The following is a 17,803-nucleotide window of genomic DNA, read 5'->3' as shown; positions in this document are numbered from 1 at the left end:
GGCAGCGACGCCGCCGTGGCGCTGCCCGAGGCGCTGGCGCAAAAATGGAAGAAGGAAGGGCGCTACGAGCGCGAGGTGAAGGAGCTGGACGAGTTCTTCGCCCGCACCGGCTATCCGCGCGCGCCGCGCTACCACCTGATGAAATGGCATGCGGACTGGGTGCGCAAATACGGCATCGACGGCTTCCGCGCCGACACCGTCAAGCACGTGCAGCCGGCCGTGTGGAAGGAGTTGCGCAAGGTGGCGGACGACGCGCGCGCCGAGTGGGCCGGCAAGCATCCGGGCCAGGGCGACGGCAAGTTCTTCATGGTGGCGGAGGTGTACGGCTACAACATCGCCAGCGGCCAGCATTTCGACATGGGCGACGGCACCAAGGTGAACTTCTACCAGAACGGCTTCGACGGCATGATCAACTTCGGCCTGGTGCATGACGCGAAGCAGGATTACGAAAGCCTGTTCGGCAAATACGGGGCGGCGCTGCAAGGGCCGCTGGCCGGCTACTCGGTGCTGAACTACACGGCCTCGCACGACGATGGCGGTCCATTCGACGGCGCGCGCGCCAAGCCCTTCGAGACGGCCAACAAGCTGCTGCTGGCGCCGGGCGCGGCGCAAATCTATTACGGCGACGAGACGGCGCGCCTGCTCAACATCGCCGACGCGCAGGGCGACGCCAAGCTGCGCTCCTTCATGAACTGGGACGAGCTGGCGAAGAACGTGGCCCGCAAGGATGGGGGCGCGGGCTACAGGATCGCCGACGTGCGCGCGCACTGGGGCAAGCTGGGCCGGTTCCGCCGCGCGCATCCTGCCGTCGGCGCGGGCGTGCACGAGAAGGTGGCGGAGCGGCCGTACACCTTCAAGCGCGTCTACGAGAAGAACGGCGTGAGCGACAAGGTGGTGGTGGCGCTGGACGTGCCGGCGGCCGCGCGCAGCACCATCAAGGTGGGGGGCGCGTTCGCCGACGGGCAGAAGGTGAAGGACTACTACTCGGGCGCCAGCGCGGTGGTGAGGAACGGGGAAGTGACGCTGCCGGTCAAGGGTGGCGTGGCGCTGATCGCGCCTTAAAACCAGTTGCGGAATCCAGGGTCAGACCCAAGGGGTCTGACCCTCGCTTTGCCGTTGGTTTGATTATTCCACGAACACCACGGCGGTGCGCGCCGGCACGGTGAACCGTCCCGTCGCGCCGTCGTAACGCGCCTCCTTCGCGCGCTGGTCCGCCGCGCCGGCCGCCGTGTGCACCGGATGCAGGCGGTAGCGCTTGCCCTTCTCCCCCTCGGCCACGATGCTCTGCTCAACCTTGTCCACGTTGATCAGGTAGGTCACCGTCTTGAATCCCGCGCCGGCGTAGCCCGCGCCATCCAGGCGCGCCGCCACCACGGTCGGCACCTGCGCCGAGCCGGTGTTGAGGAAATGCAGGCGCCGCTTGATGTCGGCCGCCGTGCGCATGCGGAACAGCGTGCTGCCGCCGCGTATCCTCAGCAGGTCCCTGAACGCGTCGCGCGCGAAGGCGATGTCGGCCGGCGCGGGCTTGATCGCCGCGTTCGCCAGCAAGGGCTTGAGCAGCGCGTAGTCCTTGCCGTTGTCCGCCGCCGGCGGCAGGCCCACGCCGTAGTAGTTGTCCTGGTAGGTCCAGTCCAGGCGGTTGAACCAGTCGCCCGACTCGAAGCTGTTGCGGTCCAGGGACTTGGACCGCAGGATGTCCATGCCCGCGTGGTAATAGGCCACGCCCTGGCTGAAGGTGTTGATGGCCGCGCCCAGGATCTGCACCCGCGCGCGGTCGGCGCCGCTGGTGGACACCGGCAGCTTGAACACGTTCACGTCGTACAGCGTCTGGTTGTCGTGGTTCTCCACGTAGTTCACCACTTCGGAGGGCTCGCTGGCGTAGCCGGCCGGCTGGCCCGCGTAGTCGATGGCTTGCAGCTCCTGCACGGCGTCCTTGTAGGTCTTCAGCTGGTAGGTGCGCAAGGTGCCGGCCAGGCCCACTTTCACCAGGTCGGACGCGCGCAGCAAGTCCTCCTGCGGGCGCTGGCCGGCGTGGGTGTTGGCGTCGTAGACCAGGCCGTTGATATAGCCCTGGCGCGCGAACATGTCGTTGCCGCCGTCGCCCGCCCCGCCGCCGCGCACCGCGTCGCGGCCACGGTCGCTGAAGGTGCCGATGCCGCTGCCGTTCAGCGACAGCTGCGAGGCCTGCACGAAGCGCGCGCCGTTCTCCACTTCGCCGAAGTTCCAGCCCTCGCCGATCAGGTTGACCGGCCGGCCGGCGGCCTTGTCCACGCGCGTCTGCAGCGCTTCCATCGCCGCGCGCGGCTGGTGGCCCATCAGGTCGAAGCGGAAGGAATCGATCTTGTAGTGGCGCGTCCACAGCTCGGCCGAATCGATCATCAGCTTGGCCATCATCATGTTCTCGGTGGCCGTGTTGTCGCAGCAGGTGGAGCGCTCGATGCCGCCCTTGGCGTCGAGGCGGTGGTAATAGCCCGGCACCACGCGGTCCAGCACGGACTTCTCGTTCTGGCCGGCGATGTAGGTGTGGTTGTACACCACGTCCATGCCCACCCGCAGGCCGGCCTTGTGCAGCGCCATCACCATCTGGCGGAACTCGATGACGCGGCGCGCGCCGTCGGCGGGATCGGTGGCGTAGCTGCCCTCGGGCGCGCTGTAGTGGTAGGGATCGTAGCCCCAGTTGTAGCAGTCCTTGCCCTGCGTGGCGGCGACCAGCGCCTGCTGGCTATCGCCGTCCGGCGCGCCGGCGGGCCTGGGCTCGGCGCAGTTCTTCTCCGGCACCGAGCCGATGTCGTAGACGGGCAGCAGGTGGATATCGGTGAGGCCGGCCTTGCTCAGCGCGGCCAGGTGCTTCATGCCGTTCGAGCCGGCCTCCGTGAAGGCCGTGTACTTGCCGCGGTTGGCCGCGCTCACGGTGGCGTCGTTGATGGAGAAGTCGCGCACGTGCAGTTCGTAGACCGACATGTCGGTTTGCGCGGCAACCTTCGTCGGCGGCCTGGCCTTGTCCCAGCCCGCCGGCTTCAGTTTGGGCGCGTCCAGGTCCGCGATGTAGCTGCGCCGGGAATCGGTGGTCAGGCTGACGGAATAGGGATCGGTCACCGCGTTGCGCACCAGTCCCATGCCCGGCGCGACCACGTCCACCAGGTATTTGTAATATTTGCCCGACAGGTCGGCGCGCTTGTTGGCGGACCAGACGCCGGTGGCCGTGTCGAAGCGCAGCGCTTCGATGGACGAGGCCTTGGCGTCGCCGGTGTCGTAGACGCAGAGCGCCGCTTGGCGCGCGGTGGGCGCCCACAGCTTGAAGCCGGTGCGGGCCTTGCCCACGGTGACGCCCAGGCCGTCCACCTGGTTCGCGGCGGCGTAGATGTCGTCCAGCGCGCCGGCGGTCTGCAAGGTGGTGGCGTCGCGCACGGTGCCGTCGGCGGCTTCCCGCACCAGCACCAACTGCCCCTTGAGCAGCGAGGGCAGTCGCGCCTGGTCGGCGGCGGACACCGCCAGCACGGGGCCGGCGGCGAGGTACTTGAAGCGCGCCGCCAGGTGCGCGGGAATCCCGCCCGTGTGCGGCGTCATCGCGAGCGAGCCGTCCGCGCCACCGACCCTCGCGCCCGGCGACGCGTCGATGCGGCCGGTGGCGGAGTGATACAGCTTGAACGACGAGGCGGCGTCGGCGCCCGGCCATTTCGCCAGTTGCCGGTCCAGCCACACGGCGCGCGCGTCGAAGGCGGCCGATTGCTGCAACACGGTCTGGAACGGCGCGTCGCAGCTGGCCAGGTCCGGCGCGCCGGTTTGCGCCTGGGCGCCGAAAGCCGTCAGCACCAGCGCCGCGCCCAGCGACAATTTACCCCCGTGACCACGCACGCCCTGTGACTTCCCGGCCATAGACTTTTCTCCGCTAGATTTGTATTTTAGGTAGTAGGGCTACAAAATTGGGTATTGCAGCTTAAATTACCCCGATATGGTAATCCAAATACTGTAGCTTTACTACGGAATCTACGCCTTTGGCCCTTGTTGCCGCCAGCGGATCACGGCGCGCCGTCGCCCACCCAGGCGTTCCAGCTGTCCCACAGTTCGCCGTCGAAGTTCAGGCGTCCCAGCGCGCTGTCCCGCCAGTTGTCGCCGTGCTTGGTGACGTACTCGCCGCCCACGCGGTAGTTCTCCAGCTTGAGGCCCGCGCCGTTGGCGGCCTCGTTGCCGATGGCGAGCGCGCCGGACAGCTTGCGGAAGCGGCTGGCCTGCGCGGTGTGGGGCAGCTCGTTCCAGCCGTCGATCAGCAGATTCTTGACGTGCACCTTCTCCGTGTTCTGCAAGGCGTACAGGCGGATCGCGCAGTTGGTCTTTCCCTCGACCGTGATGTTCTCGAAGAACAGGTTGCGCACCCACTTCGAGGCGTCCGGCCGCCCGTTCGCGTCCCAGTGCGGCGAGGCGTTCAGCACGCAGGTGTTGATCTTCTCGTCCTTCCAGTACATGCGGTTGTGGATGACGTGGGTGTCCTTCACGTGCACATTGTCGATATCGCGCGGCGACCAGCCCCACTGGATCACCGGGCCGTTCTCGTTCTTCCAGATCACCGTGTTCGAGATGTCCAGGTTGCTGTGATAGATCTTCAGCACGTCGTCGTTGGCGTGGAAGAAGGTGTTCCGCATGGCGCCGCCGGTGTACAGCTCGATGCCGTCGGTCTGCCAGTACCAGCCGCCCACCTGCTTGTAGCTGTCGACGCGCATCTTGAAGGTGTCCTCGTTGCCGTAGACGACGAAGGAGTGGTAGGGCGGCTCGGCGATGGTCACGCCCTGCAGGTCCAGCTCCTGTTGCGCGTCGGTGGAGCTGAAGCGCAGCATCTTGACGCAGCTGCCGTGGCAGTTCGACTGCGCGCGGTGCTGGTAGTGGTTGTCTGTATCCGGTTCGTACACGTACTTCTCGCCGGACAGCACGCCGTAGCCCGTCACCTTGAAGCGCTTCTGCGTTTCGGACATGAACTGGAACGCGCCCTTCACGTAGGCGCCCGGCGCCAGGTACACCCACTTCACGCTGGCGGGCAGTTTGGCGTGGTAGTTCCACGGCATGTAATAGGTGCCGGGCTTGAAGTAGACGGTGTCCTGCGTGATGGCGTCCAGGTTGTCGATCCGGCCCTGGGGCGGATAGTAGATGGCCCCGCTGGACGGATTCGGTATCAGCTCCCTGGCTTTCTGGCCCGTCAGGCGCGGCTCGGCGAAGACCAGCATGGCGTTGCGCGGCTCGGTGTGCACGGCGGCGCCGTTGCCCGCGCTGTTCAATTCGCCGGAGACGCCGGCGAGGTCGTTGTAGGCGGTGTAGAGCTGGTTGTCGAACTCCACGGAGAAGCGGTAGCCGTCCGGCGAATAAGGCACGCGGATCTTCACCGTGCGCTCGTCCACCATGGCCTTCTCGAAGTTCAGCGCGCCGGGGCGGATCTTGACCTCGTCCGCCGAGTGGATGGTGGAGCCGTCCTTCAGCGTCACGTGCACCCACACGTCGTCGCTGTAGACGAAGCTGGACCAGCTCATCGTGAGATTGGCCTCGTCGGCGAATTCGGCGCCGTCCCTGCCTTCGTAGCCCCATTTGCCGCGCCCGCCGCGCGGGATCGACATATAGGTGTAGGAGTCGTAGCGGTGTTGCGGCGTGACGGCGGTGGCGACCTTCACGTCGTAGACGGTGGAGCGCCGCACCGCGTCGTCGGCCACGGGGGCGCTGTCGTTCAGTTCATGCGCGGCGTGCCACCAGGTGGTGAGCTTGCCGGTATCGGTGGTTTGGACGGCCGGCTGTCCGGCGGCGGCCTGGCCGCAGACGGCCAGCGACACGCACAGGGCGAACTTGCCCACGGTTGTATGCATCATGTTTCTTCTCTATGTCGATGATGTTGAGGATGTTGAAGGGAGGGCCCCGCGGCCCTCCCGCTTGCGTGTGGATGGGACGGCGCCTACGGCGCGCCGGAGCCCACCCACGCGTTCCAGTTGTCCCACAGCGCGCCGTCGAAGTTCAGGCGCCCGAGGGCGGAGCCTTGCCAGTTGCCGCCGGCCTTGGTCACGTATTGGCCGCCGACGCGGTAGTTCTCCAGTTTCAGCCCGGCGCTGGAGGTGGTTTCATTGCCGATCGCGAGGCCGGCCGCCATCTTCGTGAAACGGCTCTGCTGCGACGACACGCCCACGTCGTTCCAGCCGTCGACCAGCAGGTTCTTGATGTGGACTTTTTCCGTGTTCTGCAGCGCGTAGAGGCGCAGCGCGCAGTTGGTCATGCCCTCGACGGTGATGTTTTCCAGGTAGATGTTGCGCACCCATTTGTTCGCGTCCGGCTGGCCGTTCGGGTCCCAGTGGGTGGAGGCGTTGACGACGCAGGTGTTGGTCTTCTCGTCCTTCCAGTACATCTTGTTGTGGATGACGTAGGTGTCCTTCACGTGCACGCCGTCCATGTTGCGCGGCGTCCAGCCCCACTGGATCACGGGGCCGTTCTCGTTCTTCCAGATCACCGTGTTGTCGATGTCCAGATTGTTGTGATAGATCTTCAGCACATCGTCGTTGGAATGGAAGAAGGTGTTCTTCATGCTGCCGTTGGTGTACAGCTCCAGGCCGTCGGTCTGCCAGTACCAACTGCCCACCTGCTTGTAGTTCTCCACCCGCATCTGGAAGGTCTCCTCGTTGCCGTAGACGACGAAGGAGTGGTAGGGCGGCTCGGAGATCGTCACGCCCTGCAGGTCCAGGTACTGCTGCGAATTGGTGGAGGTGAAGCGCAGCATCTTGACGCAGCTGGCGTGGCAGTTCGATTGCGCGCGGTGCTCGTAGTAGTTGTCGGTGTCCGGCTCGTACACGTACTTCTCGCCGGACAGCACGCCGTAGCCGGTCACCTTGAACACGCCCTGCGTCTCGGACATGAACTGCAGCGCGCCCTTCACGTAGGCGCCCGGCGCCAGGTACACCCACTTCACGCTGGCGGGCAGCTTGGCGTGGTAGTTCCACGGCATGTAGTAGGTGCCGGGACCGAAGTAGACGATCTCCTGGGTGATGGTGTCCAGGTTGTTGACCATGCCCTGGGCGGGGTAGTGGATGCTGCCGCTGGCGGAGGTGGGAACCAGGCGCGTGGCCTCGTCGCCGGCCGGCCGGGGTTCGGCGAACACCAGCATGGCGTTGCGCGGCTCGGTGTGGACCGCGTTGCCGGTGCCCGCGCTGTTCAAGGCGCCGCTGGCGCCGCTCATGTCGTTGTAGGCGGTGTAGAGCTGGTTGTCGAACTCCACCGAGAAGCGGTAGCCCTTGCTGGAGTAGGGCACCTTCACCTTGATGGTGTGGCTGTCCACCATCACCTTCTGGAAGTTCAGCGCCGACGGGCGGATCTTCACGTCGTTGGCGGACGAGATCGACGAGCCGTCCTTGAGCGTGATGTGGACCCACACGTCGGTGCCGTAGACGAAGCTGGACCAGCTCATGGTGAGGTTGGCCGAGTCGGCGAATTCGGCGCCGTCGTTGTCCGAATAGCCCCACTTGTTGCGGCCTCCGCGGGGGATGGACATGTAGGCGTAGGAATCGTACTGCGCGCCCTGGGCGGCGTCGGTCGCCACCCGCACGTCGTAGACGGTGGAGCGGCGCACGGCGTTGTCGGCGACCGGGGCGCTGTTGTTCAGTTCGTGGGTGTCGTGCCACCAGGTGTGGAGCTGGCTGTTGTTGACGGTGGTGGCGGCCGAGGCGTGGCCGCACAGGGCCAGCGACGCGCACATGGCGAGCCGGACTGCGAGTTGTTGGATCATGTTTGTCTCCGCTATCGATGACTTCTACATTGGAAGTGATGCTTTATGGCGCGGGAAGGGGGTCGAGGGTGCGTGCCTCCGGATCGGTGAATGGGAAGGCAAGTCTATCGTTTACGAAATCGATTGCGTAAACAAATTTGAAGGTTGTTGCGTATTTGTTGACAAATCTTCGTAATCGATTGATTCGGAGGGCGAAAAAAAGCCCAGGGCGCGGAATAAATAGCCCTGGGCGCTTTTTCGGGGCGGGGCGGCTTAGCGGATGACTTCCTTGCGGTAGTTGTCGACCATCTTGTAGCGCACCGCGTACATGCCGAAGACGACGGCGGTGAGCAGGGCGAAGCCGGCGAAGAAGAACATCTGGAAGGCGATCGAACTCATGCCGCTGGTGGCGATGTGCGCCAGCACGGCTTCGTTCTTGACGCTGGAGTTCACGATCAGCACCCACAGGTTGCCCACCGTCGTCGTCAGGATCCAGAAGCTCATGATCGAGCCCTTCATCGATGGCGGCGCCTGGCTGTAGGCGAATTCGAGGCCGGTGGCGGACACCAGCACCTCGGCCATGGTCAGCACGGCGTACGGCAGCAGCTGCCACAGGATGGACATCGGCGTGCCCGCGTCCATCGACAGCTGGATCCAGCCGATGATGATCCAGGACAGCCCGGACAGCGCGATGCCGGTCGTCATGCGGCGCAGCGGGGTCGGTTCGATGCCGATCCCGCGCAGCAGGGGGAAGATCACCAGGTTGTTCAGCGGGATGAGCAGCATCACCAGCAGCGGGTTCACGGCCTGCATCTGCGCCGGCAGCACTTTGAACTCGAAGCCAAACAGCGAAAGCTGCGGGCTGACCATGTTGTTGGCCTGCAGGATCCAGGTGGAGGCCTTCTGGTCGAACAGGGACCAGAACGGGGTGACCAGCGCGAACACGATGAGGATGCGCAGCACGGCGCGCACGCCTTCGACCGCGGCGTCGGGATGCAGGCCGCGCGCGCGTTCGAGCTGCATGCCGGTGCCGATGCCGCCGAAGGCCAGCAGCAGCACCAGCGCCAGGCAGGCGGCGATGACGAAGCCCCACCACGGCGACATGCACAGCGAGGCGAGCGCGCCGAGCGCGCCGACCACCGCGACCGTCAGGCCGGGGCGCGACTGGCCGGGCTGGCGCGCCAGCAGCGCGGTGCGCGCGACGTTGGTGAAGGAGTCCGGATTGGGCGGCGCCGGCGGGATGTGCACGTAGCGTTTTTTGCCGGACCAGAAAATCACCGTGGCGATGGCCATCAGCACGCCGGGAATGCCGAAGGCCACGGCCGGGCCGTAGTTCTTCAGGAACAGGGGCATCAGCAGCGAGGCGAAGAAGGAGCCGAAGTTGATCGTCCAGTAGAAGATGTCGTACACCACCTTGGCCTTCTTCTTGTTGGTGGCGTCGAACTGGTCGCCGACGAAGGCCGACACCAGCGGCTTGATGCCGCCCGCGCCCAGCGCGATCAGCAGCAGGCCGAGATAGAAGCCCTGCAGATTGTCCTCGAACACGGCAAGGCAGGCGTGGCCCGCCACATAGATAAGGCTCATCCAGAAGATGGTGTTGTACTTGCCGTAGAAGCGGTCGGACAGCCAGCCGCCCAGCAGCGGGAAGAAGTACACGCCGATGACGAAGGTGTGGAACACGTGCTTGGCCTCGCTGGCGCGGTCGGGCTGCGGCACGAACAGCAGAAGGGTGCTGATCAGGAAGGGCGTGAGGATGTTGCGCATCCCGTAAAAGCTGAACCGTTCGCACGCCTCGTTGGCGATTATGAACGGCACTTGCCGGGGCATTGGGCCGTTGCCCGCCTCGGTTTCAGTGTGTGGATTGGCCATATTGTCCTCGTGGGTTTTAGCTGATCGGGATGCTATGCCGAAGGTGCCGCGCTTGGCAACTGGTATATGCAAGTTGTGTTTCTGCCACTGAAACCGTTTTCTATGTAGTTTGACTACGTTTTCATGAAGAATATTTTTAGGTGAAATTAAATAAGTATTTGATTTAAAAAGAAAATATCGTGATTTGACGGGGTCGGCGTTGGATTGAAAAAATAAAAGTGTTGCTGTATATTGTCTACAAACACTCTCCCGGGCGCGTCGCCCACCCACATTGGAAACCATCATGAGCAAAGAACCGGCCCCGAACTGGTGGCGTGAAAAGATCATCTACCAGGTTTATCCGCGCAGCTTCAAGGACACCAACGGCGACGGCGTGGGCGACTTGCCGGGCATCACCGCCAAGCTCGATTACATCGCGCGGCTGGGCGTGGACTTCGTCTGGATCTCGCCCTTCTTCAAGTCGCCGATGAAGGACTTCGGCTACGACATTTCCGACTACTGCGACGTCGACCCGCTGTTCGGCACCCTGGACGACTTCGACAAGCTGATCGCCAAGGCGCACAGCCTGGGCCTGAAGATCATGATCGACCAGGTGATGTCGCACACGGCGGAAAACCACGCCTGGTTCGAGGAGAGCCGCAAGAGCCGCGACAATCCCAAGGCCGACTGGTACGTGTGGGCCGACCCGGCCCCGGACGGCAATCCGCCCAACAACTGGATGTCGGTGTTCGGCGGCTCGTCGTGGCAGTGGGATTCGCGCCGCCGCCAGTACTACCTGCACAACTTCCTGGTCAGCCAGCCGGACCTGAACTTCCACAATCCCGCCGTGCAGCAGGCGCACCTGGACGCGCTGCGCTTCTGGCTGGAGCGCGGCGTGGACGGCGTGCGCATGGACGCCTGCAATTTCCACTTCCACGACGTCGAATTGCGCAGCAACCCGCCGGCGCTGGTGCGCGACACCTCCACCGTGTCCGACGTGAACCCCTACGGCATGCAGGCCCACGTCTACGACAAGAGCCGTCCCGAGAACGTGGCCTTCCTGCGCAAGATCCGCACGCTGCTGAACGAATACGGCGCGGTCGCCATCGGCGAGGTGGGCGCGGACGATTCGCTGGCCCTGATGGCCGAGTACACCGAGGGCACCGACAAGCTGCACATGGCCTACAGCTTCAACCTGTTGACGCCGGTGTGTTCGGCCCGGCACATCCGCACGCAGGTCGAGCAGTTCGGCGCGCGGGTGAAGGATGGCTGGGCCTCCTGGTCGGTCGGCAACCACGACTCGGCGCGCGTGATGTCGCGCTGGGGCGGCGAGAATCCGAGCCCGGAATTCGCCAAGCTGGTGCTGGCGATGCAGCTGTCGCTGAAGGGCACGCCGTGCCTGTACCAGGGCGACGAGCTGGCCTTCACCGAGGCCGAGGTGCCGTTCGAACTGTTGCAGGACCCGTACGGCATCACCTTCTGGCCGGAGTTCAAGGGCCGCGACGGCTGCCGCACGCCGATCGCCTGGGACCAGTCGCCCAACGGCGGCTTCACCAGCGGCAAGCCTTGGCTGCCGGTGGACGCGAAGCACATCGCCTGCGCCGCGTCGGCGCAGGAGAACAACCCGGCCTCGCCGCTGTCCTTCGCCCGCAAGATCATCGCCTGGCGCCGCGCCATGCCGCAACTGACGCGCGGCGACATCGTGTTCTTCGACACCGAGGAGCCGGTGCTGGCGCTGCGCCGCGACCTGGACGGGGAGCGCGGCGTGATCGCCGTGTTCAACCTGGGAGCGGCGCCGGCCAGCTTCGCGCTGCCGCAGGCGGCCGGCGCGGAGAAGATCCCGGAGCCCGGCCTGCCGGGCGAGGTGGACGCCGCCGGCCAGGTCACCCTGCCGCCTTACGGCGCCTGGTTCGGTTACGCGCGATAGGATGCGTCCCGGAGCGCCCCGCGGGCGGCTCCGGGTAGCTGTTTTGTCCACGGTTGCGTGTATTTCAGGTATCCTTGCCGCCTTCAAGGGCTTTATTCCGGCATGAGAACGATCGACGATGAGACAAGCTGAAGTTGACCAAAAATCGGGCCGCACCGCATTCGCGGACGGTCCACGCCTGCTGGCCGATATCGGCGCAACCCACGCGCGCTTCGCGCTGCAAACCGGTCCCTCCGAGTTCCGCGCCGTGCGCGTGCTCAAATGCGACGATTTCACCGGCATCGTGCCGCTGCTGCGCACCTACCTGGCGGACCATCGCGACATCACCCTGAACCACGCGGCGCTGGCGGTGGCCAACCCGGTCAGCGGCGACTACGTGCGCATGACCAACCGCGATTGGGAATTCTCCACCGACGAGGTGCGCCGCGCGCTGGGCCTGCACACGCTGCTGGTGGTGAACGACTTCACGGCGCTGGCGATGTCCTTGCCCGGCCTGAAGCCGGCCGACCTGATGCAGGTCGGCGGCGGCGCCGCCGCCAGCAATTCCGTGATCGGCGTGCTGGGGCCGGGCACGGGTCTCGGCGTGTCCGGCGTGATCCCGACGGTGGACGGCTTCGTGACCCTGGGTTCCGAGGGCGGCCACACCAACTTCGCGCCGGCCGACGAGCGCGAATACGCCATCCTGCAGTACGCGTGGCAGACCTGGCCGCACGTGTCGACCGAGCGCCTGATCTCCGGCCCCGGCATGGAGATCATCTACCGCGCCATCGCCAAGCGCAACGGCCGCAACGTGAAGGACTTGAACGCGCAGGAGATCATGGCCGGCGCGCTGACCGACAAGGACCCGCTGTGCCTGGAGGTGCTGGAGTGCTTCTGCGCCATGCTGGGCGGCGCCAGCGCCAACCTGGCGGTGACGCTGGGCGCCTTCGGCGGCGTCTTCATCGGCGGCGGCATCGTGCCGCGCATGGGCGAGTGGTTCGCCACGTCGCCGTTCCGCGCGCGCTTCGAGGCCAAGGGGCGCTTCACCAGCTACCTGTCCGAGATCCCCACCTATGTGATCACCACGCCGAATCCGGCCTTCTACGGCGTGGCGACCATCCTGTCCGAGCACCTGCGCGGGCGCAGCGGCGCCAACACGCTGATGGAGCGCGTGCAGCACCTGCACCACGAGCTGACGCCGGCCGAGCAGCGCGTGGCGCAGCTGGTGCTGGAGCAGCCGCGCCTGGTGCTGAACGAGCCGATCGCCGACATCGCGCGCCTGGCCGAGGTGAGCCAGCCGACCGTGATCCGCTTCTGCCGTTCGATGGGCTTCTCCGGCCTGGCCGACTTCAAGCTGAAGTTCGCCAGCAGCCTGACCGGGGCCATCCCGGTGCGCCACAGCCAGGTGCGCGTGTCCGACAGCACCCACGACCTGAGCGCGAAGGTGATCGACAACACCGTCTCCGCCATCCTGAAATTCCGCGACCAGCTGGACGTGCGTTCGCTGGACAAGGCCATCGCGCTGGTGGCCAAGGCCAAGCGCATCGAGTTCTACGCGATGGGCAATTCGCGCGTGGTGGCGCTGGACGGCCAGCACAAGTTCTTCCGCTTCCGCATTCCGACCGCCGCCTACGGCGATTCGCACCTGTTCACGCTGGCGGCCGAGCTTCTCAAGCCGGGCGACGTGGTGATCGCCATTTCCAACTCGGGCAAGCTGCCGGAGTTGCTGGAGGCGGTGGACGCGGCGCGCGCCGCCGGCGCGGACGTGATCGCGATCACCAGCAGCCAGTCGCCGCTGGGCAAGCGCGCCTCGGTGTGCCTGGCGGTCGACCACACGGAGGACAGCACCACCTTCCTGTCGATGATCTCGCGCATCCTGCAACTGCTGCTGATCGACATCCTGTCGGTCGGCATCTCGGTGGACGCGCAGAACGCGGAGCTGGTCCTGGAGCGCAAGACCGGCGACGGCGTGGAGGCGGAGAGCCGCCGCCTGCTGATCTCCCACCTGGACAGCTAAGGACGGCCAAGGGACGGCCGGCCCGCGCCCTTACGGCCGCCCGTCGCCCCGGCCCTGGGCGACGATCAGGTCCAGCAGCTTTTGCGCGGCCTGCATCACCGGCACGGTGTGCGGGGCGGACGCCATGGCGGCGAACGGCCCCTGGTTGACGTACAGGCCGTCCGACGCCAGCGCCGTGGCGCGCACCTGGCCGCCGGCCGGCGGCAGGTGGCGCTGGCGGATGCCGGCCACCGGCGTCTTCACCATCCCCTTGGCCGCCTTCACCAGTTCCCTGGCCTGCGCCGCGATCTCGGGCGGGTGGCTTTCATACACGCTCACCTTGCCGGTGTGGTTGATGTAACGCGCCGTGCCGTCGGCGTAGGCCGCCAGCACGTCCAGCCCCTCCTCCAGCGCCACCTCCACCACCACACCCAGCGTTTCCTTGGGCGGCACCGGCTGCAGCTTGTCGTGCAGCCAGTTGTAGGCCAGCACGCGCACGCGGCTTTCCTCGTCCGCGTCGTCGGCGATCGCGCGCACGATCTTGGGCTCCGCCTCCTCGCTGAACAGCGCGCGGGTGACGTCGTCGCCGGACTTGAACAGCGAAGCGTCGTCGCAGAACAGCAGGTTGTAGACCAGGTTCAGGTCCTCCCGCGCGTAGGGCGCGATCGGTCCGGACGGCGGTTCGCCCTGCGGCGCGGCGGCGGGCGGCGGGGCTTTTTTGCCCAGCAGGGCCAGTAGTTTCTTGAACATCGGTGTCGGCTTCGTGGTGAAGCCGACATGATACGGCATGCCGCCGCGCTTGAAAAAAAGTCCTTGAACTCCGCCATGAATAGTTTAAGATATATCTTATTTCGATATATCTTATGGAGAAACACATGTTCCACTTTTTCAAGGGTCACCACCGCCACCACCCCCACATGCACGGCCACGGCCACCACCGAGGGGGCGGGGGGCGCGGCCCCAAGATGTTTGATTCGGGCGCGATGCGCTATGTCGTGCTGCAACTGATCGCCGAGAAGCCGCGCCACGGCTACGACGTCATCAAGGAGCTGGAGCAGCGCGCCGGCGGCGGCTACACGCCCAGCCCGGGCGCCATCTACCCGCTGCTGTCCATGCTGTACGACATGGGCCACGTGTCCATCAGCCAAGAGGGCAACAAGAAGCTGCACACCGTCACTCCCGAGGGCCAGGCCTTCCTGGACGAGAACCGGCAAATGGTGGACGCGATGATGGCGCGCGTGGGCGAGCCGGCCGAGGGCGCCGGCGACCTGCGCGCGCTGATGCACGCGCTGAAGGAGGCGGTGATCGGCAGGGCGCGCGACGCCACGGCAAGCGAGGAGCGGCTGCGGCGGATCCGCGCTATCCTGAGCAAGGCCGCCGCCGATATCAATCAACTTCAATAAGGGTGCCTATGGTGTTTGCCTTGTCTCCGGCGCGCGAGCGCATCGTCTTGTGGCTGCTGGCGCTGACCCAGTTCACCGTCATCATGGACTTCATGATCATGATGCCGCTGGCGCCGCAGTTGATGCAGGCGTTCGCCATCAGCCCGGCCACCGCGTCCGGGGCGGTGTCGGTGTACTCCTGGTGCGCCGGCGCCTCCGGGCTGCTGGCCATGACGTATATCGACCGCTTCGACCGCAAACGCCTGCTGCTGGCGATGTTCCTGCTGTTCACGCTGTCCAACCTGGCCTGCGCGATGGCGCCCAACTTCCACGTGCTGGTGCTGTCGCGCGCCTTCGCGGGCCTGAGCGGCGGCGTGCTGGGGGCGATCGGCATGGCCATCATCAGCGACCTGGTGCCGGCCGATCGGCGCGGCGCGGCCACCGGCATCGTCATGACCTCGTTCAGCCTGGCGGCGGTGGCGGGCGTGCCGGCCGGCGTCCTGATGGGGGCGCATTTCGGCTGGGCCTCGGCGTTCTACCTGCTGGTGGGGCTGTCGGTGCTGATCTGGTGCGCAGTGGCGGCGGTGATGCCGTCCATGACGGCGCACATGGCGGCGCGTCCGGCGCCGGCGTCGGCGGTGTTGCCGGAGCTGGCGGCCATGTTCCGCGTGCCGGAGCACCTGAGGGCCTTCCTGCTGTCCGGCGTGAACATGGCGACCGGCATGCTGATCATCCCCTTCATTTCGCCGGTGCTGGTGGCCAATTACGGCGTGAAGCCGGCCGAGGTCGCGTGGATATACCTGGCCGGCGGCTTCGCCACGCTGTTCACCGCGCGCCGCGTGGGGGCCTGGTCGGACCGGGCGGGCAAGCACCGCGTCTACCGCATCGTCGCCGCCTTCTCCATGCTGCCCATGCTGCTGCTCACGCATCTGCCGCACTGGCCGCTGTGGGCGCTGGTGGCGCTGTTCCCGTTCTTCATGGTGGCCATGTCCGGCCGCGGCGTGCCGCTGCAGGCGTTGATGACGACGGTGCCGCAACCGGCGCGGCGCGGCGCCTTCCTCAGCGCCAATTCGGCCGTGCAACAGTTGGGCACCGGGGTGGGCGCCCTGCTGGGCGGACTGACCTTGAGCACGGACGCGGCCGGGCGTATCTCGGGCTACGGCATCAACGGCTGGCTGGCCATGGCGCTGAGCGCCTTTTCGATCTGGTGGATAAGCCGCGTGCGCAGCGTGCCCGCCGCCGTTACTGGCGCGGGCCGGCCCGAAGCAGGGGCTGCCGGGTAGCGCGCCAGGCGTCCAGCGTCAGCGCCTCGCCGCCGTCGTCGTCGTCGACCAGGATTTCGCCGTCGGGCAGGGCGACCAGGAAGCTTTCCCAGCGGGTGGCCGCGTCGGCGCTGTTTTCAATGAAGCTGAGCTGATAGTAGCGCTTGCCCTTGACCTCGCGCGGTTCGGGGTCGTATTCCATGACGGCGCCGCGGGCCTTGCCGCCCGAGTTCTTTTCGATGCGTTCCGACCAGGCCCGCAGCTCCGGCAGCGCCATCAGCGCCGCCACCGCCTGCTCCCGGCTCAGCGCGCCGGCGCGCGCCGCGGGAGCTGGCGCGCCGCCCGCGCTGGCCACCACCGCCACCGGCTTGCCTGCCGGCTGAGCTGCGCGTTGCCCGTGGAGGTAGTACGCGGCCAGGCCCGCCGCCAGCAGCCCCGCCAGCGTTCCGGCGATCGCCGCGGTTTTTGATGAAGAGCGCTGAACCATGTGGGACGAGCCTTGTCTGAATCGGTGATGCGGAGCGAAATACGCAAAGTTGCGGCCATACTAAACCATGAAGGGTGGGGCGGCAACCTGTGTTGAGGAGCGTCACCCGGGCGCGCGGCGCCGCGCCCAAACGGTTCGCGCCCGTGGCTTACACTTTTCGTATGCGCGCCGATCACGACACCAGTTCCAGACAGCTGTTTGCCTATCCCGAACTGGTGTGCGAGCTGTTGGCCGGCTTCGTGCCCTACCCATGGGCCAGCCGGTGCAATGCCGCCACGTGTGAACGCGTCAACGCCAGCTACGCCAGCGATGCTGGCCACCAGCGCCATGACGACATGGTCTGGCGCGTGCGCTGCGGCGCGCGAGAACTCTATCTTGTGCTCGAGTTCCAGTCGCGGCAGGAACGTTGGATGGCCCTGCGCATGCAGGTCTACATTGGCCTGCTTTACCAGGACTTGCTCAAGCAAGGCGCGCTGGGGAATGGCGATCCCCTGCCGCCGGTCCTGCCGCTCGTTCTATATAACGGCGCGGAGCGTTGGCATGCGAGTCTGCGCCTGGAGGATCTGGCCCGGCCAGCGCCGGCCGGGTTGCGAGGCCTTCAGCCGCGGCAGCGCTATCTGCTGGTGGACCTGGCCGGCTACGCCAAGGCGGCTAGCGGTCCTCCGGACAATATCCTGAAGGCGCTGTTTCGCGCGGCGCATATGCCCAGCAGCGAGGGACTGGAGCTTCTTCCATTCATTTCGCGCTGGCTGGGTTCGCAGCAAAACGATGCATTGCGGCGGACGGTGGCATCCTGGGTGCGGACTCATTTGCAGCATCAATTCGAGGGTATTAAGATACCTAGTACGCTAGAGGAGGTGCATGCCATGTACGGCCGCAAATTTGCGACATTCGAGGAACTGTTCGAATACGAGGCGATACAAAAAGGCTTGCGGAAAGGTCTTGAGCAAGGTCTTGAGCAAGGTCTTGAGCAAGGTTTGCGACAAGGTCTGGAACAAGGCGCCCGCCAGGCCCGTCAAGACCTCGTCCGCGAGTTGGTGCAACGGTCGCTGGGTGAACTGCCCGCGGCGATGGCCGGCCTGATCGAGGCGGCGGATACGGAGCAGCTCAAGAGCTGGACCGGCAAACTGCTCGATGGCGTGCATCCCGTTGAGCTCTTCAATGGCCAGGCGCGGTAGCCCGGGCCTGAAGGAGTCGCA

At 66.0% G+C, this 17,803-nt stretch carries 11 protein-coding genes; 5 read left to right on the top strand and 6 right to left on the bottom strand.

The annotated features are described in order from the left end of the window. Positions 1-1,125 precede the first annotated feature (1,125 nt). The 4 genes from BM436_RS02500 to BM436_RS02485 all read right to left on the bottom strand — a co-directional run bounded on the left by BM436_RS02500 (position 1,126) and on the right by BM436_RS02485 (position 9,592). The gene (locus BM436_RS02500; protein ID WP_093553155.1) at positions 1,126-3,876 is read right to left on the bottom strand and encodes an alpha-1,6-glucosidase domain-containing protein; all 2,751 of its coding nucleotides are present in this window, start codon (positions 3,874-3,876) and stop codon (positions 1,126-1,128) included. Between the two features lie 143 nt (positions 3,877-4,019). Then, complete coding sequence (locus BM436_RS02495; protein ID WP_218164804.1) at positions 4,020-5,846, bottom strand: family 49 glycosyl hydrolase; 1,827 nt, start codon at positions 5,844-5,846, stop codon at positions 4,020-4,022. Positions 5,847-5,929: 83 nt separating this feature from the next. Further along, positions 5,930-7,744 carry a family 49 glycosyl hydrolase gene (locus BM436_RS02490; RefSeq protein WP_093553153.1) on the bottom strand — a complete coding sequence of 605 codons (1,815 nt, stop codon included), beginning with the start codon at positions 7,742-7,744 and terminating at the stop codon, positions 5,930-5,932. 252 nt (positions 7,745-7,996) lie between these two features. Further along, a complete protein-coding gene (locus tag BM436_RS02485) occupies positions 7,997-9,592 on the bottom strand; it encodes a POT-type proton-dependent oligopeptide transporter (RefSeq protein WP_229488812.1) in 1,596 nt (531 codons plus the stop codon). A 283-nt stretch (positions 9,593-9,875) separates the two neighbouring features. Between BM436_RS02485 and BM436_RS02480 the strand changes: the two genes are divergently transcribed. Next, positions 9,876-11,498 carry an alpha-glucosidase gene (locus BM436_RS02480; protein ID WP_093553149.1) on the top strand — a complete coding sequence of 541 codons (1,623 nt, stop codon included), beginning with the start codon at positions 9,876-9,878 and terminating at the stop codon, positions 11,496-11,498. 118 nt (positions 11,499-11,616) lie between these two features. Continuing rightward, positions 11,617-13,494 carry a glucokinase gene (locus BM436_RS02475; RefSeq protein ID WP_093553147.1) on the top strand — a complete coding sequence of 626 codons (1,878 nt, stop codon included), beginning with the start codon at positions 11,617-11,619 and terminating at the stop codon, positions 13,492-13,494. Positions 13,495-13,524: 30 nt separating this feature from the next. On the opposite strand, the gene BM436_RS02470 is transcribed toward BM436_RS02475, so the two are convergent. Next, complete coding sequence (locus BM436_RS02470) at positions 13,525-14,223, bottom strand: hypothetical protein (protein WP_143132917.1); 699 nt, start codon at positions 14,221-14,223, stop codon at positions 13,525-13,527. A 125-nt stretch (positions 14,224-14,348) separates the two neighbouring features. Here BM436_RS02470 and BM436_RS02465 point away from each other — a divergent pair, with 125 nt between their 5' ends. Together BM436_RS02465 and BM436_RS02460 are read left to right on the top strand one after the other, a co-directional pair. After that, positions 14,349-14,876 carry a PadR family transcriptional regulator gene (locus BM436_RS02465; protein WP_229488810.1) on the top strand — a complete coding sequence of 176 codons (528 nt, stop codon included), beginning with the start codon at positions 14,349-14,351 and terminating at the stop codon, positions 14,874-14,876. Positions 14,877-14,887: 11 nt separating this feature from the next. Next, entirely contained in the window at positions 14,888-16,138 is a 1,251-nt protein-coding gene (locus BM436_RS02460; RefSeq protein ID WP_371859619.1) for an MFS transporter, read from the top strand. Here the strand turns inward: BM436_RS02460 and BM436_RS02455 are convergent. Further along, positions 16,098-16,604, bottom strand: a complete 507-nt coding sequence (locus tag BM436_RS02455; RefSeq protein WP_093553141.1) for a hypothetical protein — start codon at positions 16,602-16,604, stop codon at positions 16,098-16,100. The two genes, BM436_RS02460 and BM436_RS02455, sit on opposite strands and share 41 nt — an antisense overlap. A 92-nt stretch (positions 16,605-16,696) precedes the next feature. Here BM436_RS02455 and BM436_RS02450 point away from each other — a divergent pair, with 92 nt between their 5' ends. Next, positions 16,697-17,782: an Rpn family recombination-promoting nuclease/putative transposase gene (locus tag BM436_RS02450; protein ID WP_093553139.1), complete on the top strand. Its 1,086-nt coding sequence runs from the start codon at positions 16,697-16,699 to the stop codon at positions 17,780-17,782. Positions 17,783-17,803 lie beyond the last annotated feature (21 nt).

The sequence above is a fragment of the Pseudoduganella namucuonensis genome, assembly GCF_900116645.1.
GTDB classification, from domain to species: Bacteria; Pseudomonadota; Gammaproteobacteria; order Burkholderiales; family Burkholderiaceae_D; genus Rugamonas; species Rugamonas namucuonensis.
This window is presented reverse-complemented; position numbering and strand designations above follow the sequence as displayed.

Excerpts from the sequence above, each read along its gene's own strand:
- BM436_RS02455 (WP_093553141.1), bottom strand. The coding sequence starts at position 16,604 with ATGGTTCAGCGCTCTTCATCAAAAACCGCGGCGATCGCCGGAACGCTG.
- BM436_RS02465 (WP_229488810.1), top strand. The coding sequence starts at position 14,349 with ATGTTCCACTTTTTCAAGGGTCACCACCGCCACCACCCCCACATGCAC.
- BM436_RS02480 (WP_093553149.1), top strand. The coding sequence starts at position 9,876 with ATGAGCAAAGAACCGGCCCCGAACTGGTGGCGTGAAAAGATCATCTAC.
- BM436_RS02490 (WP_093553153.1), bottom strand. The coding sequence starts at position 7,744 with ATGATCCAACAACTCGCAGTCCGGCTCGCCATGTGCGCGTCGCTGGCC.
- BM436_RS02500 (WP_093553155.1), bottom strand. The coding sequence starts at position 3,876 with ATGGCCGGGAAGTCACAGGGCGTGCGTGGTCACGGGGGTAAATTGTCG.
- BM436_RS02485 (WP_229488812.1), bottom strand. The coding sequence starts at position 9,592 with ATGGCCAATCCACACACTGAAACCGAGGCGGGCAACGGCCCAATGCCC.
- BM436_RS02470 (WP_143132917.1), bottom strand. The coding sequence starts at position 14,223 with ATGTTCAAGAAACTACTGGCCCTGCTGGGCAAAAAAGCCCCGCCGCCC.
- BM436_RS02495 (WP_218164804.1), bottom strand. The coding sequence starts at position 5,846 with ATGATGCATACAACCGTGGGCAAGTTCGCCCTGTGCGTGTCGCTGGCC.
- BM436_RS02475 (WP_093553147.1), top strand. The coding sequence starts at position 11,617 with ATGAGACAAGCTGAAGTTGACCAAAAATCGGGCCGCACCGCATTCGCG.